The following is a 24,613-nucleotide window of genomic DNA, read 5'->3' on the forward strand; positions in this document are numbered from 1 at the left end:
CGGCCCGGGCCCGGGCCTGGCGTTCCGACGCGGCCTGGCGGCGCAACGAGTCCGCGCGCCCGGCGATCGCCCGCGCCCGCTCCTCGGCCGTGCGCAGCGCGAGCCGGCACTCGACCTCCTCGGACCGGGCCTCGGCCAGCCGGTCCGCGGCGGCGTCCCGCACCTCGGTGTCCGGCTCGTCCTCGAGCGGCTCGCCCTCGGCCACGGACAGCTGCCGCTCGGCGGCCTCCAGGGCGAGCAGCGAGTCCGACCGGCGGGCCTCGACGGCGTCCCGGCGCTCCCGGAGCCGGACGGCCTCGGCCTCCGCCGACCGCACGACCTGCTCCAGCCGCCCGAGCTGTGCGGACGCGGCCGTGCGCCGTGACTCCGCGGCGCGGCGCTCAGCGGTGGCGGCCTCGAGGTCCCCCGCCCGGGCGGCCTCCTCGGCGCGGGCGCCCTCCAGCGCGGGGCGCAGCCGGGCCAGCTCCTGCTCGTTCGTCTCGCGGGCCGCCAGCGCCTCGTCGACCGCGGCCTGGACGTCGAGGGCGCTGGAACCGCCCCCGGATCCGCCGCGGGCCCGCCCGGCGGCGAGCACGTCCCCGTCCCGGGTCACCGCGATCAGCGCGGGAGCGGCCTCGACGACGGCGCGGGCGGCGTCCAGGTCGTCGACGATCACGACCCCGTCCAGCACCGCGGCCACCGCCGCCCCGAGCCCCCGGGGCGCCTTCACGGACTCCCGGGCCCACGTCCCCGCGGGCGGCGCCCCACGGTCGGGACCGGGCAGCGCGACCGGCTCGCCCTTGCCCGCGGAGGTCCCCACCAGCAGCGACGCCGTCCCGGCGTCCGTGCGGCGGAGCGTGCGGAGGGTGTCGACGGCCGCCTCGGCCGAGGCGACCGCGACCCCCTCGGCGAGCTCGCCCAGGACCGCGGCGACCGCCGTCCGGGCGTCCGGCTCGACGGTGAGCAGCCCGGACACCGCGCCGAGGACGCCCTCGTGCTCCCCGGCCAGCAGCGCCCCGGAACCGTCCTTGCGGGCCAGGCCGACGGACAGCGCGTCCACCCGGGCCCGCCAGTGCGCCCGCTGCTGCTCGAGCTCCCGCTCCCGCGCGACCAGCTCCGCGACCCGGGCGCGGGCGCTCTCGTGCGCCTCCGCGGCCGTCTCGACCCGCTCGTCGAGGCCCTCGGACTCGTCGGTGCCGCCCGGCTCGGCGCGCGCGGTCTCCAGCTCGGCGACGGCCGCGGTCGTCCGGGCCTCGGCCTCGCCCAGCGCCTCGGAGAGCCGGTCGATCTCCTCGGCGGTGGCGGCCGCGCCGCTGCGCAGCGCCTCGGCCTTGCCCGCGAGCGTCGCCAGGCCCGCCTTGCGATCCGCGATCGCCCGGACGGCGGCGAGGTGCGCGCGCTCGGCGGCCTGCAGCGTGCGCTCCTGCTCGGCGCGCTCCTCCAGGACCTCCGCGAGCCGCTGCCGGGCCTCGACGACCCCCTCGACGAGCTCCGCCTCCTGCTCGGCGACGAGCTCCGCTTCGACGTCGAGCTCGTCGGGGTCCCGGCCCTGCGGCCGCTCGCCGTCGTCCCCCGCGAGGTGCCGGGCGCGTTCCTCGGCCAGCCGGACGGTCCCGCGCAGCCGCTCGGCCAGCGCGGAGAGCCTGTACCAGGTGTCCTGCGCGGCCTGCAGCCGTGGCGCGTCCGCGGCGAGGGCGTCCTCCAGGCCGGACTGCTGCTCGCGGGCGGCGTCCAACTGCTCGGCGACCTCCGCGCGGCGGGCGCGGGCGTGCTGCTCGTCCGCCTCCTCGCGCGCGAGGGAGTCCCGCAGCGTGACGATGTCATCCGCGGCGAGCCTGATCCGCGCGTCCCGCAGCTCGGACTGCACCTGCTGCGCCCTGCGCGCGATCTCCGCCTGCCGGCCCAGCGGCTTGAGCTGGCGGCGCAGCTCGCCGGTGAGGTCGGTGAGCCGGGTGAGGTTGGCCTGCATCGCGTCGAGCTTGCGGAGGGCCTTCTCCTTGCGCTTGCGGTGCTTGAGGACGCCCGCGGCCTCCTCGATGTAGGCGCGGCGTTCCTCGGGCTTGGACTGCAGCACGCCGTCGAGCCGGCCCTGTCCGACGATGACGTGCATCTCCCGGCCGATCCCGGAGTCGCTGAGCAGCTCCTGGACGTCGAGCAGGCGGCACGCGCTGCCGTTGATCTCGTACTCGCCGGCGCCGTCCCGGAACATCCGTCGGGTGATCGAGACCTCGGAGTAGTCGATCGGGAGGGCGCCGTCGGAGTTGTCGATGGTCAGGGTGACCTCGGCGCGGCCCAGCGGCGCCCGGCCGGACGTACCGGCGAAGATCACGTCCTCCATCTTGCCGCCGCGCAGCGCCTTCGCACCCTGCTCGCCGAGCACCCAGCTGATGGCGTCCACGACGTTCGACTTGCCGGAGCCGTTGGGCCCGACGACGCAGGTGATGCCCGGTTCCAGGCGGAGCGTCGTGGCCGAGGCGAAGGACTTGAAGCCCTTCAACGTCAGGCTCTTCAGGTGCACGGGGCGGGTTCTCCGGGGGGTCTCGAGGGTGAGGCGGAGCGTACCGGTCGCGGAACGAACGCCCTGCTCCCCCGCGCCGGTGCTCGCGAGGTCGGCCCCGGGGCCATCGATCCCTGTGCACTCGCCCGCGACGCCCGGGCGATCCGCTCCGCTCAGGCTTCGCTGAAGGTGTTGAAGGTGTTCTTCGCGTCCGTCCACTGCTCGGCGACCCCGGCCACGGTGCCCGGGGTGGTGCCGCCCCTCAGCAGGGCCAGAAGTTTGTCGCACTGGGCGCGCGGACCCTCCGCGACGACGGCGACGCGGCCGTCGTCGAGGTTGCGGGCCTGGCCCACGAGGCCCAGCTCGAGGGCGCGGGAGCGGCTCCACCAGCGGAAGCCGACACCCTGCACGCTGCCCTCGACCCAGGCGGTGAGCCGCACGGAGGAAGACTGCTCGGTACTCATCGCGCCGCTACGGTACCGCGGTGATCCACCGCCGGGCCTGCACGCGAGCCTCGTGCCCGGTCGCGCTCCTCGCCCCTGCCGCTCCGGTCGGCGGGGTGCGGCGGTGGGACCGCTCGGACCGCGCGGGCCGGGACGCGGAGATACCCTGCGCACAGGGTCCGTCCCCGGCGGCCCGGTGATCGTCCGGAGGTGCCCCGTGTCCGTCGTGGACAACGCCGTGTACGTCGACGGGCACCGCGCGCGCGAACCCGAGTCGCTGGACCAGACCGTCGAGACGCTGCGGGACTGCGGGCCCGGGCGGACCTTCTGCTGGATCGGGCTGCTGCGGCCGACGCCCGACGACGTCACGGACGTCGCGAAGGAGTTCGGCCTGCACGCCCTCGCCGTCGAAGACACCGTGCACGCCCATCAGCGGCCGAAGATGGAGCGCTACGGGGACACCGAGTTCGTCGTGCTGCGGCCCGCCCGCTACCTCGACGAGCAGGAGGAGATCGAGCTCGGCGAGGTGCACCTCTTCCTCGGCCCGGACTTCGTGATCACCGTCCGGCACGCCGAGGAACCGGACCTCGCGGTCGTCCGCCATCGCCTGGAGAAGGACCCGGATCTGCTCTCGCACGGGCCGATGGCGGTGCTCTACGCCGTGCTCGACCAGGTCGTCGACGACTACGGCCCGGTGATCGACGGCCTGCAGGACGACATCGACCAGATCGAGGTCCAGGTCTTCGAGGGCGACCCCAAGGTCTCCCGGCGCATCTACCAGCTCAGCCGCGAGGTCATCGACTTCCAGCGCGCCGTCGAGCCGCTGGCGGAGATCTTCACCGAGCTGCGGGACCGGTTCGGCAAGACCGGCTCGGCGCCGGACCTCGAGCTGCGCCGCCTGCTGCGCGACGTCCAGGACCACGCCACCCGCGTCCGCGAGCGCACCGAGGGCTTCCGGCAGCTGCTGACGAACATCCTGACGGTCAACTCCACGCTCGTCGGGCAGCGGCAGAACGAGGAGATGACCCGGCTGACCGAGGCCGGCTACGTGCAGAACGAGCAGATGAAGCGGGTGTCGTCCTGGGCGGCGATCCTCTTCGCCCCCACGCTCGTCGCCGGGGTGTACGGGATGAACTTCACCCACATGCCGGAGCTGGACTGGTGGTTCGGCTACCCGATGGCGATCGGCCTGATGCTCCTGCTCGGGCTCGTGCTGTACCTGATCTTCAAACGGCGCGGCTGGTTGTAGCGCGGGGCCTCGGCTGGCAGCGCGGGCAGCTGAAGGAGCTGCGGTTCATGAACGGGTCCCGGCGGATCGGGCTGCCGCAGCGGCGACACGCCCGGTCCCCCTGCCCGTAGACGTTCAGCGAGCGGTCGAAGTAGCCCGATGCCCCGTTGACGTTGACGTACAGCGCGTCGAAGGAGGTCCCGCCCTGGTCCAGGGCCTCGTCCATGACCTCCGACGCCGCCGCCAGCACCGCGCGGCCCTGCGCGCGGGTGAGGGCGGCGGTGGGGCGGGCCCAGTGCAGGCGTGCCCGCCAGAGGGCCTCGTCCGCGTAGATGTTCCCGATCCCGGAGACGACGGTCTGGTCCAGCAGGGCCCGCTTCACCTCCGTGCGCCGCCGGCGCATCGCGGCCACGGCCTCGTCCAGGGAGAAGGCGGGGTCCATCGGGTCCCGCGCGATGTGCGCGACCGGCTCGGGCAGCAGGCCTCCCCCGGCACCCTCGACGAGCGGGTGGACCGACAGCCCGCCGAAGGTCCGCTGGTCCACGAAGCGCAGCTCGGGGCCGTCGTCGTCGAAGGAGACGCGGATCCGCAGGTGCTTCTCGTCGGCCCGACCAGGATCCGCGACGAGCATCTGCCCGCTCATGCCGAGGTGCGCCAGGAGCGCGTCGTCCCCGGGACCTGCTGCATCGAGCTCCAGCCACAGGTACTTACCGCGGCGGCGGGCGGCGGTGACGGTGCGGTCCTTCAACCGGGACGTGAAGTCCTCGGCCCCGGCGACGTGGCGGCGGACGGCCCGGGGGTGCGCGACGGTGACGGCCGCGATCCGGCGATCCAGGACGTGGTCGGCGAGGCCACGGCGGACGACCTCGACCTCGGGGAGCTCGGGCACGGTACTGCTCGCGGACTCAGGAGCTGCGGGAGGTCGAGCTCGTCTCGCCGCCCACGCTCTTGTCACCGCTGAGCGTCCGCCAGGCGAGCGCGGCGGCCTTCTGCTCGGCCTCCTTCTTGGTGCGCCCGTCCCCGGTGCCCAGCTCCCGCCCGGCGACGACGGCGGTGGCGGTGAACACCTTGAGGTGGTCCGGGCCCTCCTCGGCGATCCGGTACTCCGGCACGCCGAGGCTCTGCGAGGCCGTCAGCTCCTGGAGGCTGGTCTTCCAGTCCAGGCCGGCGCCGAGCAGCGGGGCCGACTGCAGCAGGCCCTCGAAGAGGCGGTGCACGAGGGAGCGCGCGGTCTCGAGGCCGTGCTGCAGGTACACCGCGCCGATCAGGGCCTCGGTGGCGTCGGCGAGGATGCTCGCCTTCTCCCGGCCTCCGGTGAGCTCCTCACCGCGGCCGAGATACAGGTAGGCACCGAGACCGAACTCGGAGAGCTCCACCGCCACGCTCGCCAGGGCGTGCATGTTGACGACGGAGGCGCGCAGCTTCGCGAGCTGACCCTCCGGGAGGTCCGGGTGGTCCCGGTACAGACGTTCGGTGATGACCACCCCGAGCACGGAGTCCCCGAGGAACTCCAGGCGCTCGTTCGTGGGCAGGCCCCCGTGCTCGTAGGCGTACGAGCGATGGGTGAGGGCAAGGGTCAGCAGCTCGGCGTCGAAATCGACGCCGAGCGCCTCGAGCAGGGGCCCGCGGTCCTCGCGCGGCCCCGTGAAGGTCTTGTCCCCCACCCGGCTGACCTGCGGATCAGGCCGGGCTGGTGACCTGGCGGCCGTCGTACGTTCCGCAGACGGGGCAGGCCATGTGCGGAATCTTCATCTCGCGGCAGGCACGGTTCGAGCAGGCGACGAGGTTCGGCGCGCTGGCCTTCCACTGCGCCCGGCGAGAGCGCGTGTTGGACCGCGACATCCGGCGCTTGGGTACGGCCACGGCAGATCTCCTACGGTTGCTGAGAGGTCTTACGACATCATGTTCTGGTCTGGCTTCGGGCGCCGAGCCGACGAGCCCGTCTCTGACTACGGCCCGTCACTCGGAAGGGAGGTGCTCACCGAGAGCGGCCCACCGAGGATCCAGTGTCTCATGCCCGTGGTCCGGCCCGAGATCGGCCCGTCGTCCCCCGCATTCGGGGCACAGACCGGGGCAGTCGTCGCGGCACAGCGGGGCGAGCGGCAGGTCCACGACGAGCGCGTCCCGGACCGTCTGCTCGAGGTTCAGGTAATCGTCCACCAGGCGGGGGACCTCGTCGGAGTCGGTGGTCTCCTCGGTGATGCTGGCCGGGTAGGCGAACAGCTCCTCGATGCGCACCTCGACGTCCTCGGAGAGCGGGTCCAGGCAGCGCGAGCACTCGCCCTCGAGCCGCGCCCTGGCCGTCCCGGAGACGTAGACGCCCTCGCTGACGGACTCGAGCCGCAGGTCGAGGTCGATGTCGGTGCCCGCGGGCACCTCGAGCACGCCGACGAGCCCGATCGCCTCGTCTCCGCCGGGGGCGGGGACGGACCGGGTGACGGGACGCATAATGCCGGGACGACGTCCCAGCTCACGGGTGCTGAAAGCCCACGGGCTCGCCTCGGGGCGGGGGGTGGGTGTGCGCTTGTTGCTCATAGCCGGTGCCAGGATAGTCCTCCGTCCGGCTCAGCGGCCCGTGTACTCCTTCGCCGCGATCTCCGGGTCCAGCGGAGGCCCCGCCGGGAGCAGCCGGACGAACGGCGCGGGGATCGTCCTCGCCGTCGACGGGCGCTGCCCGACTCCGTCATCGCCGACGCGATCCGGCAGGGCGCGGACCAGGCCGGACGGGGCGGCGTCGAGAACCTGTCGTTCGCAGTTCGGCCGACCTTCCCGCGGTCCGCGACGCGGTCGCCCACGCGCTGTCCCGGGACGTCGTCGTGGTCTCGGCCGCCGGCAACGAGAACGAGTCCAACCCGGGCCTGGAGTGGTGGCCGGCCGCCTACGATCCGGTCCTCGCCGTTGCCTCGGTGGACGCGGACGGCCAGCCCCCAAGGAGTCGAACCGCGGCGCGTGGGTCGACGTCGCGGCGCCCGGGACCGACCTGCTCGCCCCGTCCGCGGGCGGATCGGCTACCGGACCTTCACGGGACGAGCTCCGCCACCGCGGTCGTCTCCGGCGTCGCGGCCCTGGTCCGGCAGCGCTACCCGGGCCTCACGAACGACGAGGTGGTCCGGCGGATCCAGGGCACCGCGGTCTCCGCGACCGGCGGGCGGGCGGGACGAGCGGACCGGCAGTGGCGTCGTCGACCCGTACCTGGCGCTGACCGCGCTCGACGTGCCGGTGCCGCCCGCCGAGGTGCCGTCCGCGCGGGGCGGTTCGATCCCCCTGGTGCCGCTCCCGGCCCCCGACGACCCGTGGGGCCGGACGGGCCGGACGGCGGCCGCGGCGACCGGGATCCTGCTGCTCGTGGCCGTCATCGTGGTCCTGGTCGGGACCGCGCGACGGCGGATCGCGGTGCGCCGCGACGTCCCCGGGGCGGTCGAGGAGGCCGCGGACCTGCACCGGCCGGTACCGGAGATGCCCGCCGCCCGCCTCGACACCTGACCGTCCGAACCGCGTCAGGCCAGGCTGGGCACCGGCGTCGACGGCGCCGTCCCGCGGGGCGCGTAGCCGAAGCCGTCCGCGAGGTGCGCGGCCAACTCCAGGAACGCGTCCTGGGTGGCCGAACGCAGCCGCCCGAGCTCGATCCGGCCTCCCGTGGCCAGGTGCGGGTCGTGCGGGATCTCGACGACCGCGCGGCAGCGCGCCGCGAAGTGCTCGCGCACCCGGACCCGGTCCACCTCCTTGGACACGCGGTCGCAGCTCAGCACCACGACGGCGTTCGCGACCTGCGCGGCGTGCCCGTGCGCGATCAGCCAGTCCAGGGTCTTGCTGGCCCGGCTCGCCCCGTCGACCGTCGGCGCCCCGACCACGACCAGGCTGTCCGCGAGCGCGAGCGTGCCCTCCATCGCGGAGTGCACGAGGCCGGTCCCGGAGTCCGTGATCACGATGTTGTAGAAGCGGGTGAGGACGGCGCAGACGCGCTCGTACTCGTCCCGGTCGAAGGCCTCGCTCATCGCCGGGTCCTGCTCGGACGCGAGGACCTGCAGCCGCCCCGCGAGGCTCGTGTAGCGCGCCACGTCGGTCAGCGAGTGGGTCGCCTCGATGTTGTCCAGCAGGCTGCGGACCGTCACGGAGGCCTCCCCGGTGAGCCGGTCCGCGAGGGTGCCGGCGTCCGGGTTGGCGTCGAGCGCGATGACCCGGTCCCCGCGGTTCTCGGCCAGGACGAGCCCGAGGCAGGCGGACACGGTGGTCTTGCCGACCCCGCCCTTGATGGAGCTGACCGCGATCTGGTGCGAGCCCGGGAGCGGGCGGCGGATCCGCCGCAACTGCTCCTGCCGGGCGCGCTCGTCCGCCCCGACGCCCGGGTTGACCAGGCCGCCGGTCACCCGGAACATGGCGCCGCGCCAGCCCTGGGTGGGCCGGTCCCCGCGGTTGCGGACGATCGCGTCCTCGGTGAGCTCTGCCGCCGTCGCGTCCGGGCGGGCCTTGGGCCGGGCGGGCTGCGCCTGCCCGCGGCTCGGCTGCCGTCCCTGGTCCGACGGTCCGGGCACGGATCCGGTGGCCTGCGGCAGCCGGGCCGCGGCCTGGTTCCGCGCCCCCGGGGGCGGGCCGGGCGGCCGGCCCTGGCCCTGCGGGTCCCGGTCCGACGAGTCTGGGCCCGGCCGGCCCGGCCCCTGCGACGGCTCCATGGGCGCGGGCTCGGATCCGCCCGGCCTCCCACCCGCCGCGCCCGGACCGACCGGGACCACCGGGTCCGTGGCCGTGGGCGTACCCGCCTCTGCGGGCTCGACCACCTCGGCGTCGAGGGGCTCCTCGCCCTGGTCGCCGTCGTGCTCGGCGTGCTCCGGCTCGAACTCGGCGTGCTCGGTCACCGGCTCCGGCGCGCCGGCCGGTCGCTTCTCCGCCTCGGCGGCGGCCTGCTCGGCGGCCTCGATCTCGTCGTCGTCCGGCGCCGGTGGGCGGGCCGACGTCGCGGACACCCAGCCCTCCGCGGACCAGGCACCGGCGACCCAGCCGTCCGTCGTCCGCTCGGGCCGCCTGTCGTCCTGCTCGTGACGGTCGCTGCCGCTGTCCTGGCCGTTCACGGCCACCTCTCCCCCTGGTCGACGACGTGCACGCGGCTCCGGCGGCCCGGCCGGTCACGGAGCGCGGTCGTCCGGTGACTATAACGAGAGACGATCATGTGCTCCCGTTCCCGAGTGCACGTCAGCCGTTCGGGAAGCCGTCCGCGACCACGGCGGCCAGCACCAGGAACGCGTCCCGCGTCGCCGGACGCAGGCGGCCCGGGTCCAGCCGGCCGCCCGTCGCGAGGTGCGGGTCGTGCGGGAGCTCGACGACCGCGCGGCAGCGGGAGGCGAAGTGGGCGTGCACCCGCGCGCCGTCGACCTCCGCGCTGGCCCGGTCCTGGGACAGCACGACGACCGCCTGCGCGACCAGCTGCCCGTACCCGTGCGCGACCAGCCAGTCCAGGGTCTTGCTCGCCCGGCCCGCACCGTCGACCGTCGGCGCCCCGACGACGACGAGCGAGTCCGCCGCTTCCAGCGTCCCGGCCATCGCCGAGTGCACCAGGCCGGTCCCGGAGTCCGTGAGGATCAGGCTGAAGAAGCGGCCCAGCAGCGCGTCGACCCGCAGGTACTCGTCCCGGCTGAAGGCCTCGCCCGCCGCCGGGTCCTGCTCCGACGACAGGACGTGCAGCCGGCCGGCCAGGCTGGTGTAGCCGGACAGCGCGGTCCACGAGTCGACGTGGGCGAGGTCGTTCAGCAGGTCCCGGACGGTCACCGCGGACTCCCCGGACGTCCGGTCCGCGAGCGTGCCCGCGTCCGGGTTCGCGTCGAGCGCGAGGACCCGGTCCCCCCGGTGATCCGCCATCGCCAGGCCGAGACCCGCCGTCACGGTGGTCTTGCCGATCCCACCCTTGATCGAGGTGATCGCGACGCGGTGCGGGCCGCCGAGCGGAGTCCGGATGCGAGCGAGCCGGTCCTCCGCGACCAGCTGGGCCGGGCCCGGGCCGGGGTTGATCCGGCCCAGGCTGCCGCCGTGCACCAGCCGCCTCCAGCCCCGGTCCGGCGCGGGATCGCGCGGGCGCAGGAGGCTGTGCGGATCGAAATGACCGACCGCGGACGGCGACTCCGAGCCGGCGTCAGTGGGCCGCGGGTGCAGCCGATGCCCGTACCTGTCCCACCAGGTCGTCGGATCCGGCTCGACACGACGCGCCATGGGCGTACGGTAACCCGCCGGGCGCTCCCGGTTGCCCCTCTTGATCGAATGGTGATCGATCCGGCAGCGCCCGTGCTGCGGTGCTCCGGGGCGGGACAGCCGGACCACGGGGCATGGTGGGACGGTGAAGGCGATGACGTACGACCACTACGGCAACCCCGACGTCCTCGAGCCGACCGAGCTTCCGCGGCCGAAGGTGGGGCCCGACGAGGTGCTGATCAAGGTGCGGGCCGCGTCCGTCAACCCGATCGACTGGAAGGTGATGGCCGGCGGACTCGACGCCCTGCTGGAGATCGAGTTCCCCGCGATCCCCGGGTGGGACGTGGCGGGGGTCCTCGAGGAGGTCGGGCTCGACACCCCCGAGTTCTCCGTCGGCGACGAGGTGATCGCCTACGCCCGCAAGGACTGGGTGCACGGCGGGACGTTCGCCGAGTACGTCTCCGCCCCGGTCCGCACGGTGGCCCGCAAGCCCGCCGCGCTCGACTGGGACCAGGCCGCGGGGCTGCCGCTCGCGGGCCTGACGGCCTACCAGCTGCTCACCCGGCTCGGCACCGGCAAGGGCGACACGGTGCTGGTGCACGCCGCGGCCGGCGGGGTCGGCACGCTCGCCGTGCAGATCGCCCGCGTCCTCGGCGCCCGGGTCATCGGCACCGCCTCCCCCGCCAACCACGACTTCCTGCGCTCCCTCGGCGCCGAGCCCGTCGAGTACGGCGACGGCCTCGCCGAGCGTGTCCGGGAGCTCGCACCGGACGGGGTCGACGTGGTCGCGGACTTCGTCGGCGGCGTCCTCGACGCCACCCGGGCGGCCCTCGCCGAGGGCGGCCGGCACGGCTCCGTCGTCGACGCCACGGTCGCCGAGGCGGGCGGCCTGTACTGCTGGGTGCGCCCGGACGCGGCCCACCTGCAGTTCCTCGCCGGCCTGGCCGACGCCGGGGAGCTCACCGTCCCCGTCGCGCGCGTCTTCCCGCTGGCCGAGGCAGCGGACGCGTTCCGCCTCAACCAGCAGGGCCACGGCCGCGGCAAGATCGTCGTCCGGGTCGCATCGACCGCCTGAGCGGCCACGCGGGCCCCGGGTCGACGGCGAGCTGCAGCGGTCCCGAGCCTGGTGATCTCGGGTTCGAGGAAGTCCGGGTCCGGGACGTCGGCGTACGCGGGGCCGCGCCAGAGGTCCAGGGCGAGAGCCAGCTGCTCCGCGGCACCCGTCGGGTCACCCGCGGCGAGCGCGTCCGGCCGCGGGCGACGAGCCGGGAGAACCGGGTCGCGTCGATCGCGTACGGGGCCGCCAGCAGCGCGTATCCGGGGCCGGACCGGACGAGGTCGGCGGGCACCATCCGGGGGCTCGCCGCGAGCACCGCCCGCTGCCGGGGCCCACCGAGATCCAGCGGTCCACCGTCCCGGGTCGCCGTCACCGGCCCCAGGACGGACAGCTCGAGCCCCGCCATGCCGTTCCCGCGATCCCGTGGTCCACCGCGACCCGCGTCACAGGACTGATGGGATCGGCACGGACGGGCGTTGGTCCCCGCCCGCGACGATCAGTCGATCAGGTCCATGCCCGTGCCGGAGCGCCCGCGCAGCGCGGTCGCCGGGGACCCGCTCGGCGAGCCGGTCTGCCAGAGCTGGCTGCGGCCCTGACTCACCGTCCGCAGCGCCTTGCCGAGGGTCTCCTCGAACTCGGCCAGTTTGGCGTCGACGTAGCCGTCGCACTCGCGGCGCAGCCGCTCCGCCTCGCCCTCGGCGCTGTCGACGATCCGGCCGGCCTCCTGCTGCGCGACCCGGAACACCTCGGTGCCCGAGACGAGCCGGGTCTGCTCGGCCTGCCCGTCCGCGACGTAGCGGTCGTGGGTGGCGCGGCCGGCCTCGGCGAGGCGGTCCGCGTCGTACCGGGCCCGGTCGGTGAGCTCCGCGTACTGCCGGCGGCCCTCGGCGACGGCCAGCTCCGCCTCGTGGCGGGCCTCGGCCAGGGTGCGCTCGGCCTCCTCGCGGGCCTCGGCGACCATCCGCTCGGCCTCGGCGCGGGAGTCCGCGAGCGTCTCCTCGGCCTCCGCGCTCGCCGCGGAGCGTGTCTCCTCGGCCTCCCGTTCGGCCTCGCCGACGATCTCGTCCCGGCGGTCCAGGACGTCCTGGGCGTCGTCGAGCTCGCCCGGTAAAGCCTCCCGGACGTCGTCGAGCAGGTCGAGCACGTCACCACGCGGGACGACACAGGTGGCGGTCATGGGGACGCCGCGCGCCTCCTCGACCACGGTCACCAGCGCGTCGAGCGACTCGAAGACCCGGTACACGTCGGGGATCCTCTCACCGCCCTGCGGCCGAACGCCGTATTGAGCCCTGCCCCCGCGTGTCAAGTTCCGACCGGGTGATCAAAGGTGTGGGGCGTCCCGCGACCGGGTACGCTGTCGAGCACCCCGCCCGGCCCGGTGCTCAGGAACGCTCGGCGATCCGGTCCAGCAGCTGGCGGTGGACCAGCTCGGGCAGCAGGTGCGCGACGTCGCCGCCGTAGGTCGCGACCTCCTTGACCAGCGAGCTGGACAGGAAGCTGAACTCGGGGTTCGTCGACATGAACAGCGTGTCCACACCGGACAGCCGCTGGTTCATCTGCGCCATCTGCAGCTCGTAGTCGAAGTCCGTGACGGCGCGCAGGCCCTTCACGATCGCCCGGATCTCGTGGGTGCGGCAGTAGTCCACGAGCAGCCCGTGGAAGGAGTCCACCCGGACGTTGTCGTAGTCCTTGGTGATCTCGCTGAGCATCGCGATGCGCTCGTCCACCGTGAACAGGCTCTTCTTGCTCTTGTTGATCAGCACCCCGACGACGACCTCGTCGAACAGCCCGGCCGCCCGGCCGATGATGTCGAGGTGCCCGAGGGTGGGGGGATCGAACGAGCCGGGACAGACCGCGCGCCTCATCGCCGCGCCTCAGCAGGCATGGGCGGACGGTAACAGCCGCCGACGTGTAGCACGGTGTCCCCGTAACGACGCTCACGCACCCCTTCGAGGGGTTCCGGCCACGGGAAGTCCCGCGACCGCCGGGCCCGCTCGACCACGACGACCGCGTCGTCGGCGAGCCAGCCCCCGCGGTACGCGGAGGCGAGCCAGCCGGCGATCTCGGCGTCCGTCACGGCGTAGGGCGGGTCCACGAGCACGATGTCGTAGGCGCGGTCCGCGGGTCCGGCGAGGACGGTCCCGGCGGTGCCGAGCCGCACGGTCCCGCCGAGCCCGAGCTCCCCGACGTTGCGGCGCAGCACCGCGGCGGCCTTCTTGTCCGACTCGACGAACGTGGCGTGCGCGGCCCCCCGGGACAGCGCCTCGAGCCCCAGCGCGCCGGAGCCCGCGCACACGTCCAGGACGGCCGAGCCGTCGAGGCCGGGATCGTGGGAGAGCGCGCTGAACAGCGCCTCCCGCACCCGGTCCGACGTGGGCCGGGTACCAGCGGCAGGCACCGCCAACCGCCGCCCCCCGGCAACCCCGGCGATGATCCGCGTCACGACTTCCCCCACCCCTCCGCGTCATGGAGCCACAACGCGGTTCCGGGGCCATTTTTCCGCGTCGTGGCTCCATGGTGCGGCCGGGGGTCACTCGATCTCTAGGAGGAGGTCGCCGCCCTCGACCTGCTGGACCTTGCCGATCGCCAGCCGCGCGACGGTGCCGGAGCGCTGGGCGCTGATCGAGGCCTCCATCTTCATCGCCTCGATCGTCGCGACGGTCTGTCCGGACTCGACGGACGCGCCCTCCTCGACCTGCAGCGTCACCACGCCCCCGAACGGCGCCGGGACGTGGTGGTCGTTGCCCCGCTCCGCCCGCTCCGCCGCCTTGACGTCCGTGGTGATCGACTCGTCGCGCACGGACACCGGGCGCAGCTGCCCGTTCAGGGTGGCGAGGACGGTGCGGTAGCCCCGCTCGTCCGCCTCGGAGATCGCCTCCAGCTCGATTAGCAGCGTGACGCCCTGCTCGAGGGTCACGGTGTGCTCGAGGTCGGCTTCCAGGCCGTAGAAGAAGTCCTTCGTCGAGAGCACGGACGTGTCTCCGTAGTGCTCGCGGTGCGCTTCGAACTCCTTGGTGGGCACGGGGAACAGCAGCCGGTTGAGCGTCGACCGGCGGCTGTCCCGCAGCCCGCGCCGGTCCTCGATAGACAGCTCCGGCGTCTCCGCCTCGGGCGAGCGGCCCTCCAGCGCACGGGTCCGGAAGGGCTCCGGCCAGCCGCCGGGCGGGTCGCCCAGCTCGCCGCGCAGGAACCCGACCACCGAGTCCGGGACGTCGAACTTGCCCGGGTCGGACTCGAAGTCCGCCGCCTCCACGCCCGCGCCGACCAGGTGCAGCGCCAGGTCCCCCACGACCTTCGACGACGGTGTGACCTTCACCAGCCGGCCCAGCATCCGGTCGGCCGCGGCGTAGAGGTCCTCGATCAGCTCGAACCGGTCCCCCAGCCCCAGCGCGATCGCCTGTTGCCGGAGATTGCTCAGCTGCCCGCCCGGGATCTCGTGGTGGTAGACGCGTCCGGTCGGCGACGCCAGCCCGGACTCGAACGGCGCGTAGACCTTCCGCACCGCTTCCCAGTACGGCTCCAGGTCCCCCACGGCCTGCAGGCTCAGGCCGGTCGCGCGCTCGGTGTGGTCCGTGGCCGCGACCAGCGCGGACAGCGACGGCTGGCTGGTCGTGCCGGCCATCGACGCGACCGCCGCGTCCACGGCGTCCACCCCGGCGTCGATCGCGGCGATCAACGTCGCGAGCTGGCCGCCCGCGGTGTCGTGGGTGTGCAGGTGCACCGGCAGGTCGAACCGCTCCCGCAGCGCCGTGACCAGCGTCCGCGCGGCCGGCGGGCGCAGCAGCCCGGCCATGTCCTTGATCGCCAGCACGTGCGCGCCGGCCTCGACGATCTGCTCGGCGAGGCGCAGGTAGTAGTCCAGGGTGTAGAGCTTCTCGTCCGGGTTCGACAGGTCCGCGGTGTAGCAGAGCGCCACCTCCGCCAGCGCGGTCCCGGTGTTCCGCACGGCCTCGATCGCCGGGCGCATCTGCGCGATGTCGTTGAGCGCGTCGAAGATCCGGAAGATGTCCATCCCGGTCTGCGCGGCCTCCGCGACGAAGGCGTCCGTCACCTCGGTCGGGTACGGCGTGTAACCCACGGTGTTCCGCCCGCGCAGCAGCATCTGCGTGCAGATGTTGGGCGCCGCCTCGCGCAGCGCGGCCAGCCGCTCCCACGGGTCCTCGGCCAGGAAGCGCAGCGCGACATCGTAGGTCGCGCCGCCCCAGCACTCCAGGGACAGCAGCTCCGGCGCCGTCCGCGCCACGTACGGGGCCACCGCGAGCAGGTCCCGGGTCCGCACGCGCGTGGCCAGCAGGGACTGGTGCGCGTCCCGGAACGTCGTGTCCGTGACCGCGACGGCGGTCTGCGCGCGCAGCCGCGCGGCGAAGCCCTCCGGCCCGAGCTCGCGCAGGAGCTGGGCGGACCCGGCGGGCGCCTCCGCGTTCAGGTCCACCGACGGCAGCTTGTCCACCGGCTCGACGACCTCGGGCCGCGGCCCGTTCGGCCGGTTCACCGTGGTCTCGGCGAGGAAGCTCAGCACCCGGCTGCCGCGGTCCGCGGACGGGCGCGCCTTGAGCAGCTGCGGGCGCTCCTCGATGAAGGACGTCGTGACCGCGCCGGCCTGGAAGTCCGGGTCGTCGAGCACCGCGGCGAGGAAGGGCAGGTTCGTGGAGACGCCCCGGATCCGGAACTCCGCGATCGCGCGGCGGGCGCGACGGGCGGCGTTGGCGAAGTCGTGGCCGTTGCAGGTCAGCTTGACCAGCATCGAGTCGAAGTGGGCGGAGATCTCGGCGCCCGTGTGGACCGTGCCGCCGTCGAGCCGCACCCCCGGCCCACCGGCCGAGCGGTAGGCCGAGATGGTGCCGGTGTCCGGGCGGAAGCCGTTCGCCGGGTCCTCGGTGGTGATCCGGCACTGCAGGGCCGCGCCCGAGAGGGTGATCTCGTCCTGGGTGAGGTGCAGCTCCGGAAGGGTCAAGCCGGACGCGATGCGCAGCTGTGCGATGACCAGGTCCCGGTCCGTGACCTGCTCGGTCACCGTGTGCTCGACCTGGATGCGCGGGTTCATCTCGATGAAGACGTGGTTGCCGTGCTCGTCGACGAGGAACTCGACCGTCCCCGCGTTGACGTAGCCGATGTGCCGCGCGAAGTTCACCGCGTCCGTGCAGATCCGCTCGCGCAGCTCCGGGTCCAGGTTCGGTGCCGGCGCGATCTCGATGACCTTCTGGTGGCGGCGCTGCACCGAGCAGTCCCGCTCGTAGAGGTGCACGACGTTGCCCGCCGAGTCCGCGAGGATCTGGACCTCGATGTGCCGGGGGTTCACCACGGCCTGCTCGAGGAACACGGTGCCGTCGCCGAAGGCGGACTCGGCCTCGCGGCTCGCGGCCTCGATCGAGTCCCGCAGCTCCGCCGGCTCGGCGACCCGGCGCATCCCGCGGCCGCCGCCACCCGCGACCGCCTTGACGAAGATCGGGAACCCGATCTCCTCCGCCGCCGCGACGAGCGCGTCGACGTCCGTGGTCGGCTCCGAGGAGGCGAGCACCGGCACCCCGGCTTCGCGCGCGGCCGCCACCGCCCGGGACTTGTTGCCTGTGAGGTGCAGCACGTCGGCCGGCGGCCCGACGAAGACGATCCCGGCGTCCGCGCAGGCCGCGGCCAGGTCGGGGTTCTCGGACATGAAGCCGTACCCGGGGTAGACCGCGTCCGCGCCCGCCTTCCGCGCGGCCTTGATCACCTCGTCGACCGACAGGTAGGCGCGGACCGGATGGCCCTCCTCGCCGATCCGGTACGACTCGTCCGCCTTGGCCCGGTGCAGCGAGTTGCGATCCTCGTAGGGGAAGACCGCGACCGTCGAGACCCCCAGCTCGAACGCCGCCCGGAACGCCCGGATCGCGATCTCGCCGCGGTTGGCCACCAACACCTTGCTAAACATCGAGCTCCCTCACCCACGCCGGCCCGCCCGGACCGCGGTGGCGGGCAGGGCGGGGAGAACGCGGGAAGAGTCGCACGGGCGTCCGACGAGCGTCGAGCGCTGTCCCGGGGTCCGGGATCGGCTCACCCTCGCCGGCGGCACGCTGAGGAACCCCTGAGACCTGCACGGCCGACCGGGTTCATTCCGCCTCGATTCCGTGCCGCCGTCACCCGTCGGGGGTACCAAGGAGTCATGAGACCGCGTCCACACGGGCACCGGCAGGGCCACATGTACCCGCGGTGGGAGGGGCCGGGCGAGCGCGCGGCCCACCAGGTCCGGCGCGCCGCCCGCGGCCGGAACGGACACCACGGGCCGTACCGCCACCGCGGCGCCTTCCCCGCTCCCTTCGTGATCATTCCGCTGTTCTTCATCGTCTCGGGTGCCGGCGCGAACGGCGTGCTGCTGCTCGGGCTGATCCCGATGATCCTCATGCTGATGGTCGTGGTGTCCGTGTACCGGGCCCGCTCCCTGTCGACGGCGCCCGCGCCGGCGCCGATACCCCCGCGCACCGCCCCCTCGGCGCCTCCCCGGCCGGCGTGGGACGCCGCCCGCGCCCGCTTCGACGCGCTGCGCGTCGACTACGCCGCCTACGAGTGCGACGCCATGGAGGTCCTGCGGCTGCCCGCGCTCGCGGACGTGTCGGTGCCCAGCACCGGCCGGTTCGTCGAGGCGTTCGCCGAGGCCCAGGCCCTGGACACGGACGCCCGCCCCCCGGACGCCCACGCGCGCAAGTTCATCGCGGCCGTCGAGCGGGCCGAGCGGGCCTGGCAGGCGGCCCGGGACGCCGCCGAGCGCATCCGGCACTCCGCGCTCTCCCCGGACGAGCGGGGCAGCGTCGAGCGCGTCCTCAAGCTCCTGACGACGGCGCGGGACTCGGACTCCGAGGCCGAACGACTCACCGCGTACGCGATGGCCCGCAGCGAGCTCGCCAGGCTGGAGCGGACCGGCGTGGTGCGCCTGCCGCGCACCGCGGTGGCGGCGCTCGACGAGGCGGCCCGGGGCGCGCTGCCGGGGTAGGCCCGGCGGCCCTGCTGGCCCTGCTGGCCCTGCTCGCCGGCAGCGCGGGTCATGCCTTGGCGAGGTACTCCGCCTGGTCCTCCCCGACCGTCTCCTCGACGAGCGCGCGCAGGCCCGGGTGCTTCTCCAGGCCCGGGTCCTCGGTGAGGAGCTTCCCCGCGTAGTCCCGGGCGCTCACGATCACCTTCTCGTGCCGGACCAGGGACAGCAGCCGCAGGCCGGAGCGCCGCCCGGACTGCGTGGTCCCGACGACGTCCCCCTCCCGGCGCAGCTCCAGGTCCAGCCGGGCGAGCTCGAAGCCGTCCGTGGTGCCCGCGATCGCGTCGAGGCGTTCCCGCGCCGTGGTGCCCGCGGGCATGTCCGTGACCAGCAGGCAGACGCCCGGCGCGGAGCCCCGGCCGACCCGGCCGCGGAGCTGGTGCAGCTGGGACAGGCCGAACCGGTCCGCGTCCAGGATGACGATCCCGGTGGAGTTCGGGACGTCGACGCCGACCTCGATCACGGTGGTGGCGACCAGCACGTCCAGCTCGTGACGCTCGAAGGCGCGCATGACCGCGTCCTTCTCGTCCGGCGGGAGCTTGCCGTGCAGGATGCCGATCCGCAGGCCCTCGAGCGGCCCTTCGGAGAGGCCCGGTGCCACGTCCAGGACCGCGAGTGGCGGCCTCCTGGCGGAGCCGTCGTCGGAGTCCGCACCGATGTCCGGGTCCTCGGTGTCGATCAGGTCTGCGTCCTCGGGGTCCGCGGCGCGCTTCTTCCCCGTCGCCGTATCCCCGCCGACCCGCGGGCACACGATGTAGACCTGGTGCCCGGCGTCGACCTCCTCGCGGACCCGCGCCCAGACCCGCGCGAGCCAGGCCGGCTTCTCCCCCGCCGGGACGACGGTCGTCGCGATCGGGGACCGGCCCTTGGGCAGCTCGGTGAGCGCGGAGATCTCCAGGTCCCCGTAGACCGTCATGGCGACGGTCCGCGGGATCGGCGTGGCCGTCATGACCAGCAGGTGCGGGGTCCGCTCGCCGCGCCCGCGCAGCGCGTCCCGCTGCTCGACGCCGAAGCGGTGCTGCTCGTCCACCACGACGAGGCCGAGGTCCGCGAACCCGACGGTGTCCTGGATCAGCGCGTGGGTGCCGACGACGATCCCGGCCTCCCCGGACTGGGTGTCCAGCAGCGCCTGCCGCTTCTCCGCGGTGGTCATCGAGCCGGTGAGCAAGGTGATCTTCGTGGAGTTCTCGGCGGCGTCCAGCTCGCCGCCGCGGCCGATCGGGCCGAGCATCGCGCGCAGCGACCGGGCGTGCTGCGACGCGAGCACCTCGGTGGGCGCGAGCATGGCGGCCTGCCGGCCCGAGTCCACGACCTGCAGCATCGCCCGGAGCGCGACGATCGTCTTGCCCGCGCCGACGTCCCCCTGCACGAGCCGGTTCATCGGGAGCTCGTGTGCGAGGTCCTCGGCGATCTCGGCCCCGACGGACTTCTGCCCGTTCGTCAGCGGGAAGGGCAGCACGGCGTCGAACGCGTCGAGCAGGCCGCCGGGGCGGTGCGGGTTGGCCGCGGCGGGGCGTTCCAGGGCCTTCTCCCGGCGCAGGGCCAGCGCGAGCTGCACGCCGAACGCCTCGTCCCAGACCAGCCGGGCGCGGGCGGCGTGGTAGTCCGCCTCGGTCTCGGGGACGTGGATCCGGCGCAGCGCACGGCCCAGCTCGGGCAGCTTCTCGGCGCGGCGGATCTCCTCCGGAAGCGGGTCCGTGGGGTCGTCCAGCACGTCGAGGACACCCCGGGCGCACCGCGCGATCTTCCAGGAGTCCACGCCCTTCTTCGCCGGGTAGACGGAGATGAAGGGGCGGATGCCGTCGCCGTCGTCCAGCGGTTCGAACTCGGGATGGGTGAGCTGCAGGACCGTCTGGTCACCCTTGCGGTAGGTGCCGACCTTCCCCGAGAAGATCATCGTCTTCCCGACCTCGATCATCCCCTTGAGCTTGTGCGCGTTGAAGAACGTGCAGTCCAGCGTGCGGCCCTTGCTGTCGACCAGCGTCACGTTCATCAGCGACCCGCGGCGCGTCCGCATCTGCCGGGTGGCGACCTTGTCGATCCGCGCGACCAGCGTGGCCTGCTCGCCGATCTCGAGCCCGGCGATGTCCGTGAGCGAACCGCGCGCTACGTAGCGACGCGGGTAGTGCCGGACCAGGTCCCCGACCGTGTGCAGGTCCATCTTCGCCATCAGCTTCGCCGACGCACCGCCGATCGCCCGCTCCAGGGGCGAGTCCAGGTCGATCTCGTCGGGATCCTTGCGCGCGCTCACTCCACCCCCAGGACCAGTGGGAAGTCCGTCTGCCCACCCCGGAACACCGCCACGTCGACCTCCGGGTGGGTGCGCCGCAGGTCGTCGGCGAGCCGGGTGCCCAGCTCCTCGTCCGCCTCGGCGCCGAGCAGCGCGGTGACGAGCTCGCCGCCCGGGGTCAACATGCGGTGAGCCAACCACAGGGCACCGACATTCAGATCCGGGGCGATCAGCACGACCTCGCCGTCGGAGAGCCCCAGCACCTCGCCGGGCGCGCAGCGGCCCACCCACGTCAGGGCCTCGGACTCGGCGAGGACCAGTCCCCCGGTCCGCGTCCCCGCCGCCGCCTCCGCCATCGCGACGACGTCGTCCCCGGCCCGGCGCTCGGGATCGTGCACCGCGAGCGCGGCGAGGCCCTGCGGGACCGACGACGTGGGCACCACGACGACCTCCTGCCCGTCCGCCCGGGCGGACGTCGCGGCCTGCTCCGCGACGGCGGTCAGCTCGCGGTCACAGGCCAGCACTGCGACGTGCCGGGCGCGGGTGCCCGCGAGCGCGGCCGCCAGCTCGTCGGCCGGGACCGAGCGCCGCGGCGAGACCTCCAGGACGTTCGCACCGGCCTCCCGGGCCAGCTGCGCGGCGCCCGGGCCGGTGGTGAGGAACAGGACGGCGCGGCCGCGGGTGAAGCGGCCGGTCGGGTCCGCGCCGGAGGGGGTGTCCTGGTCCGCGAAGCGCATGACGGTGATCCGGTGCGGCCGGCCCGCCCCGATCCCGGCCTCGACGGCGGCGCCGATGTCCGAGCAGTGCACGTGCACGTTCCACAGGCCGGTGCCCCCGGGCGTCCCGTCCCCGACGATCGCCACCGAGTCCCCGACGGCGAGCAGGGCGCCGCGCAGCTCCGCGACCCGCGCGTCGTCCGAGTCCTCGAGCAGGTACATGACCTCGTACTCGTGCTCGGCCGAGCCGCTCTCCCGCTCGGTCGTGAGCGCCTCGCGGCCACGGGGCGCCGGGGCCGTGTCGCGGACCCGTTCCGGCAGGTGCGAACGGGCGGCGGGAGCGACCCCCGTCAGGGCCTCCACCAGCGCGTCCAGCACGACGACGAGGCCGAGCCCGCCGGCGTCGACCACCCCGGCCCTGGTCAGCTCCGCGAGCTGGCCGGTGGTCTCGCGCAGCGCCGCGTGGGCGGCGTCCGCAGCGGTCGCCGCCACCTCGCCGTCGTCGTCGGAGGGGCAGCCGGCGGCGGCCTTCGCCGCCGCGGACAGCACGGTCAACACCGTTCCCTCGCGGGGGCACGCGACCGCGGCCGCGGCGAGCCGGTCCGCCCGGTCGAGGGCGTCGGCGACGCGCGGACCCTCGCCCTCGACGAGGGCCTCGGCGAATCCGCGCAGCACCTGCGACATCAGCACGCCCGAGTTGCCCCGCGCCCCGACCAGCGCACCGCGGGCCAGCTCGCCCGCGGCCGCGGCCGGACGGTCCGCCGGGCCGTCCTCGCGGCGGCCCCGGCGTAGCGCGTCGGCCGCGGAGCGCATCGTGAGCAGCAGGTTCGTACCGGTGTCGGAGTCCGGGACCGGGAAGACGTTGATCCGGTCGATCTCCGCGCGGTGGCGCTCCAGCGCCGCGACGGCACCCGCGGCCCACCGGCCGAGCAGGTCGGCGTCGAGGATGGGGGGCACGGGAGGCCACCCTAGTCATCGCGCCGGCCGAGCCCCGTGTGCAGCGCGTCGGAGCGGGCGGTTACCCTTGACCTTCATGCGCCCGGGGTCACCCGGGCGAGTTGTGATCACCTACGAACCGAGGAGTGTCCGACGTGGCTGCCGTCTGTGACGTCTGCGGCAAGGGTCCGGGCTTCGGCATGTCCGTCTCGCACTCGCACCGCCGTACCAACCGCCGCTGGAACCCGAACATCCAGACCGTGCGCACCCTGAACTCCGGCGGAAACCGCGAGCGCAAGAACGTGTGCACGTCGTGCCTGAAGGCCGGCAAGGTCGCGCGCGCCTGACGCGACCCTTTCTGCTCGACAAGGGCGGCCCCTCGACCACGAGGAGCCGCCCTTGTCGCGATGTGGAGCATCGCGTTGTGGAGCCATGACGCGGTTCAGTCCCGGGCCAGGGCGGCTCGGACCTCGTTGACCATTCTTCTGGGGGTACGGAGGAGTGGCGCGGTGACGAAGAGGACGGCCCAGCCGGCCGCCTGGACCCGGTTCAACCGGGCACGGTCGCGGTTGAGCGCTCAGAGTTCGCCGTCGCGCCAGCCCCCGTCGTACTCGACCGCGACCTTGCGGGCCGGAAATGCGAGGTCGACGCTCGCGACGTCCTCGCCGTCGAGCGTGATCTGGTACTGCGGTACCGGGTCCAATCCCGCCAGGACGAGATGGACCCTCACCTCGGACTCCGGTGGCGACTCCGCCCGAGGGTCGGCGAGAGCCCCCGGCCTGGCGTGCGAGGACGACGCCGTTGTCCGACCGCTTCCGTAGCGCTGCCGCCAGCTCCGCCCGGTCCAGGTGGCCGGCCCGCAGGACGGCGTCGAGGTCGGCGACCGCCTCCGGCAGGGACCGGCCGAACAGCAGGTCGAGCCCCATCCGCAGGTGCGTGGCGAGCTGTCCTCCTTCCCAGTCGTGGTGCTCGGACGGTTCCAGCGAGGTACGCCTCACGAGCAGGCCGCTGGTCCGGCCGAGCCGCATCTCATGTCGTGGCCTCGAGCATGACCCCGACCGCGGCGGCCAGCTTCCCGGCGTCCTTGCTGACCCGTGGATACCGCCGCGCCTGCTCGTCGCGGGTCTGGCCCTGGGCGCGGGCCAGCAGCCCGGTGGTCATCAGCACGTCGAACAGCTCCGCCGCGGCGCAGCCGTTCCAGATCCGAGGTTCGTGCCCCGGCGGGGATCTCCAGCAGCAGCTCCAACGCTGTCACCTGGGCCGCGGTGAGCGCGCCGGCGAGGGTGTCCCACAGCCGCGTCAACGCCGCGTCCCGGATCTGGGCCACCAGCCGGGCCAGGGTGGACACGCCGGGCAGCAGCACCCGGTGTTCCCGAAGCCAGACCACGGCCCCGTCGAACAGGGCTGTCGGTCCGTCCCCGGTGGTCCACGCGCGGTCATCCACCCACCGCGTCAGTTCCTCGGCCGCCGCGGTGAACTCGACGAACCCGTAGGCGTCGCGGATCTGGGTGGCGTGTTCGAGGCGGGTCATCTCCCGCACCCGGTAGTCCTTCACACACGACGGGTCGGCGATGTCGAGCTGCTCGGCCAGGTAGTCCACGACCTCGGTCGGGACATCGGTCGGATCGGCCAGGAACCTGCCGATGAACAGCAACGTCGTGAGCTGCACGGCGAACCCAGGCGGGTGTGCGGCAGCCGCTTGGACTCGATCAGAGCCCGAGCCTTGTCATCGAGCAGGAAGCAACGGTCCAGTTCCGCCGTCGACGGCGGGCCCGCGTAGCAGCCGTACGTCGCTGCCTGCGCGTCGGTCAGGAACTCGACGGGCACGAAGACCCCCAGCGCGTCACGAGCTCGAACATCGAGCCCAGACCCGACCGGTGGCGCTACCGCGAGCCCAGTGCGCCGGCTCTACCGATGGATCCCGTTCCGATGTTCCTCACGGGCCGTCTACCAGGAGCTTCACTCATTCCGGTGACGCCACGCCGCAGCGCCTCGCGCCCGCCTCCCACCAGGTTGGAAAGAGCTCAGTGATGCGTTGACCGGCTGAGAGCGTCGGCAACAGTTCGCGCTTGGTCTGGGTTTTGTCAGTCCGAAAGAGACAGCAGCTGCCGCGGGTTGTCGTGCACGATGCGGCGCAGGTCCTTCTCCGGCAGACCGAGGTCGAGTAGGGCTTCGCCGACGCGGCGGAAGGCGTCCACCGGGCGGGGGAAGCCGGCCTGACCGAGGTCCGAGCCGATGAGGGTGTTCTCGGGTCCGAGGGCTGAGATCCATTCCATCAGCTGCTCGACCGGCCAGCGCATCTTTGCGCCGGGGTCGTACATGTGGAGCTCGTGCTCGATCAGCGCTC

General features: G+C 74.0%; 20 protein-coding genes and 4 pseudogenes. 6 read left to right on the forward strand and 18 right to left on the reverse strand.

Translation table 11 applies throughout. The features are described 5' to 3' along the window. Positions 1-2,497: AAA family ATPase (locus JWP64_RS18980; RefSeq protein WP_297498992.1), on the reverse strand; the 2,497-nt coding region annotated here is incomplete at its 3' end. 152 nt (positions 2,498-2,649) lie between these two features. After that, positions 2,650-2,940, reverse strand: coding sequence for an acylphosphatase (locus tag JWP64_RS18985; RefSeq protein ID WP_297498994.1), 291 nt, complete (start codon positions 2,938-2,940; stop codon positions 2,650-2,652). A 196-nt stretch (positions 2,941-3,136) separates the two neighbouring features. Here JWP64_RS18985 and JWP64_RS18990 point away from each other — a divergent pair, with 196 nt between their 5' ends. Continuing rightward, on the forward strand, positions 3,137-4,168 hold the full coding sequence (locus JWP64_RS18990) for a magnesium and cobalt transport protein CorA (protein WP_297498996.1): 1,032 nt from the start codon (positions 3,137-3,139) through the stop codon (positions 4,166-4,168). Here JWP64_RS18990 and mutM read toward each other — a convergent pair. The 4 genes from mutM to JWP64_RS19010 form a co-directional block, all read right to left on the reverse strand. Then, positions 4,146-5,036, reverse strand: coding sequence for a bifunctional DNA-formamidopyrimidine glycosylase/DNA-(apurinic or apyrimidinic site) lyase (gene mutM, locus JWP64_RS18995; RefSeq protein WP_297498998.1), 891 nt, complete (start codon positions 5,034-5,036; stop codon positions 4,146-4,148). The two genes, JWP64_RS18990 and mutM, sit on opposite strands and share 23 nt — an antisense overlap. Before the next feature lie 16 nt (positions 5,037-5,052). Further along, positions 5,053-5,811: a ribonuclease III gene (gene rnc, locus JWP64_RS19000; protein WP_297499000.1), complete on the reverse strand. Its 759-nt coding sequence runs from the start codon at positions 5,809-5,811 to the stop codon at positions 5,053-5,055. Positions 5,812-5,827: 16 nt separating this feature from the next. Further along, positions 5,828-6,010: a 50S ribosomal protein L32 gene (gene rpmF, locus JWP64_RS19005; protein ID WP_297499002.1), complete on the reverse strand. Its 183-nt coding sequence runs from the start codon at positions 6,008-6,010 to the stop codon at positions 5,828-5,830. A 96-nt stretch (positions 6,011-6,106) separates the two neighbouring features. Then, positions 6,107-6,682, reverse strand: a complete 576-nt coding sequence (locus JWP64_RS19010; RefSeq protein ID WP_297499004.1) for a YceD family protein — start codon at positions 6,680-6,682, stop codon at positions 6,107-6,109. Between the two features lie 248 nt (positions 6,683-6,930). Between JWP64_RS19010 and JWP64_RS31600 the strand changes: the two are divergent. Beyond that, positions 6,931-7,275, forward strand: a pseudogene (locus JWP64_RS31600) (S8 family serine peptidase); the annotation flags it as partial. Between the two features lie 85 nt (positions 7,276-7,360). After that, positions 7,361-7,630, forward strand: a complete 270-nt coding sequence (locus JWP64_RS19015; RefSeq protein WP_297499007.1) for a hypothetical protein — start codon at positions 7,361-7,363, stop codon at positions 7,628-7,630. Positions 7,631-7,644: 14 nt separating this feature from the next. Here JWP64_RS19015 and JWP64_RS19020 read toward each other — a convergent pair whose 3' ends face one another. Together JWP64_RS19020 and JWP64_RS19025 are read right to left on the reverse strand one after the other, a co-directional pair. Beyond that, the gene (locus JWP64_RS19020; protein WP_297499009.1) at positions 7,645-9,213 is read right to left on the reverse strand and encodes an AAA family ATPase; all 1,569 of its coding nucleotides are present in this window, start codon (positions 9,211-9,213) and stop codon (positions 7,645-7,647) included. A 121-nt stretch (positions 9,214-9,334) separates the two neighbouring features. Beyond that, the gene (locus tag JWP64_RS19025; RefSeq protein WP_297499012.1) at positions 9,335-10,345 is read right to left on the reverse strand and encodes a MinD/ParA family protein; all 1,011 of its coding nucleotides are present in this window, start codon (positions 10,343-10,345) and stop codon (positions 9,335-9,337) included. Positions 10,346-10,478: 133 nt separating this feature from the next. Between JWP64_RS19025 and JWP64_RS19030 the strand changes: the two genes are divergently transcribed. Further along, a complete protein-coding gene (locus tag JWP64_RS19030) occupies positions 10,479-11,399 on the forward strand; it encodes an NADP-dependent oxidoreductase (RefSeq protein ID WP_297499035.1) in 921 nt (306 codons plus the stop codon). A gap of 47 nt (positions 11,400-11,446) precedes the next feature. Here the strand turns inward: JWP64_RS19030 and JWP64_RS31605 are convergent. The 5 genes and pseudogenes from JWP64_RS31605 to JWP64_RS19050 all read right to left on the reverse strand — a co-directional run. Next, positions 11,447-11,641 (reverse strand): annotated as a pseudogene (locus tag JWP64_RS31605) (BTAD domain-containing putative transcriptional regulator); the annotation flags it as partial. 236 nt (positions 11,642-11,877) lie between these two features. After that, positions 11,878-12,624, reverse strand: coding sequence for a DivIVA domain-containing protein (locus tag JWP64_RS19035; RefSeq protein ID WP_297499014.1), 747 nt, complete (start codon positions 12,622-12,624; stop codon positions 11,878-11,880). Between the two features lie 139 nt (positions 12,625-12,763). Beyond that, on the reverse strand, positions 12,764-13,246 hold the full coding sequence (gene coaD / locus JWP64_RS19040; protein ID WP_297499016.1) for a pantetheine-phosphate adenylyltransferase: 483 nt from the start codon (positions 13,244-13,246) through the stop codon (positions 12,764-12,766). Further along, entirely contained in the window at positions 13,243-13,824 is a 582-nt protein-coding gene (rsmD, locus tag JWP64_RS19045) for a 16S rRNA (guanine(966)-N(2))-methyltransferase RsmD (RefSeq protein ID WP_297499018.1), read from the reverse strand. The genes coaD and rsmD overlap by 4 nt, the downstream gene beginning before the upstream one ends. Before the next feature lie 87 nt (positions 13,825-13,911). Further along, positions 13,912-17,289 carry a pyruvate carboxylase gene (locus JWP64_RS19050; RefSeq protein ID WP_297499020.1) on the reverse strand — a complete coding sequence of 1,126 codons (3,378 nt, stop codon included), beginning with the start codon at positions 17,287-17,289 and terminating at the stop codon, positions 13,912-13,914. 231 nt (positions 17,290-17,520) lie between these two features. On the opposite strand from JWP64_RS19050, the gene JWP64_RS19055 reads away from it, so the two are divergent. Then, positions 17,521-18,345 (forward strand): hypothetical protein, encoded by an 825-nt coding sequence (locus JWP64_RS19055; protein ID WP_297499023.1) that lies wholly within the window; start codon positions 17,521-17,523, stop codon positions 18,343-18,345. Positions 18,346-18,394: 49 nt separating this feature from the next. On the opposite strand, the gene recG is transcribed toward JWP64_RS19055, so the two are convergent. Next, the gene (gene recG, locus JWP64_RS19060; RefSeq protein ID WP_297499025.1) at positions 18,395-20,635 is read right to left on the reverse strand and encodes an ATP-dependent DNA helicase RecG; all 2,241 of its coding nucleotides are present in this window, start codon (positions 20,633-20,635) and stop codon (positions 18,395-18,397) included. Next, positions 20,632-22,287, reverse strand: a complete 1,656-nt coding sequence (locus tag JWP64_RS19065) for a DAK2 domain-containing protein (RefSeq protein WP_297499027.1) — start codon at positions 22,285-22,287, stop codon at positions 20,632-20,634. Before JWP64_RS19065 ends, recG begins: the two co-directional genes overlap by 4 nt. A gap of 134 nt (positions 22,288-22,421) precedes the next feature. On the opposite strand from JWP64_RS19065, the gene rpmB reads away from it, so the two are divergent. Beyond that, a complete protein-coding gene (gene rpmB / locus JWP64_RS19070) occupies positions 22,422-22,613 on the forward strand; it encodes a 50S ribosomal protein L28 (RefSeq protein ID WP_297499029.1) in 192 nt (63 codons plus the stop codon). A gap of 230 nt (positions 22,614-22,843) precedes the next feature. Here rpmB and JWP64_RS19075 read toward each other — a convergent pair whose 3' ends face one another. The 3 genes and pseudogenes from JWP64_RS19075 to JWP64_RS19085 all read right to left on the reverse strand — a co-directional run. Further along, positions 22,844-22,996: a hypothetical protein gene (locus JWP64_RS19075; protein WP_297499031.1), complete on the reverse strand. Its 153-nt coding sequence runs from the start codon at positions 22,994-22,996 to the stop codon at positions 22,844-22,846. Positions 22,997-23,260: 264 nt separating this feature from the next. Continuing rightward, positions 23,261-24,093: pseudogene (locus JWP64_RS19080) on the reverse strand (DUF4158 domain-containing protein). Positions 24,094-24,350: 257 nt separating this feature from the next. Further along, positions 24,351-24,613, reverse strand: a pseudogene (locus JWP64_RS19085) (hypothetical protein); the annotation flags it as partial.

It is taken from the genome of Pseudonocardia sp., from assembly GCF_025465255.1.
GTDB lineage: Bacteria > Actinomycetota > Actinomycetes > Mycobacteriales > Pseudonocardiaceae > Pseudonocardia.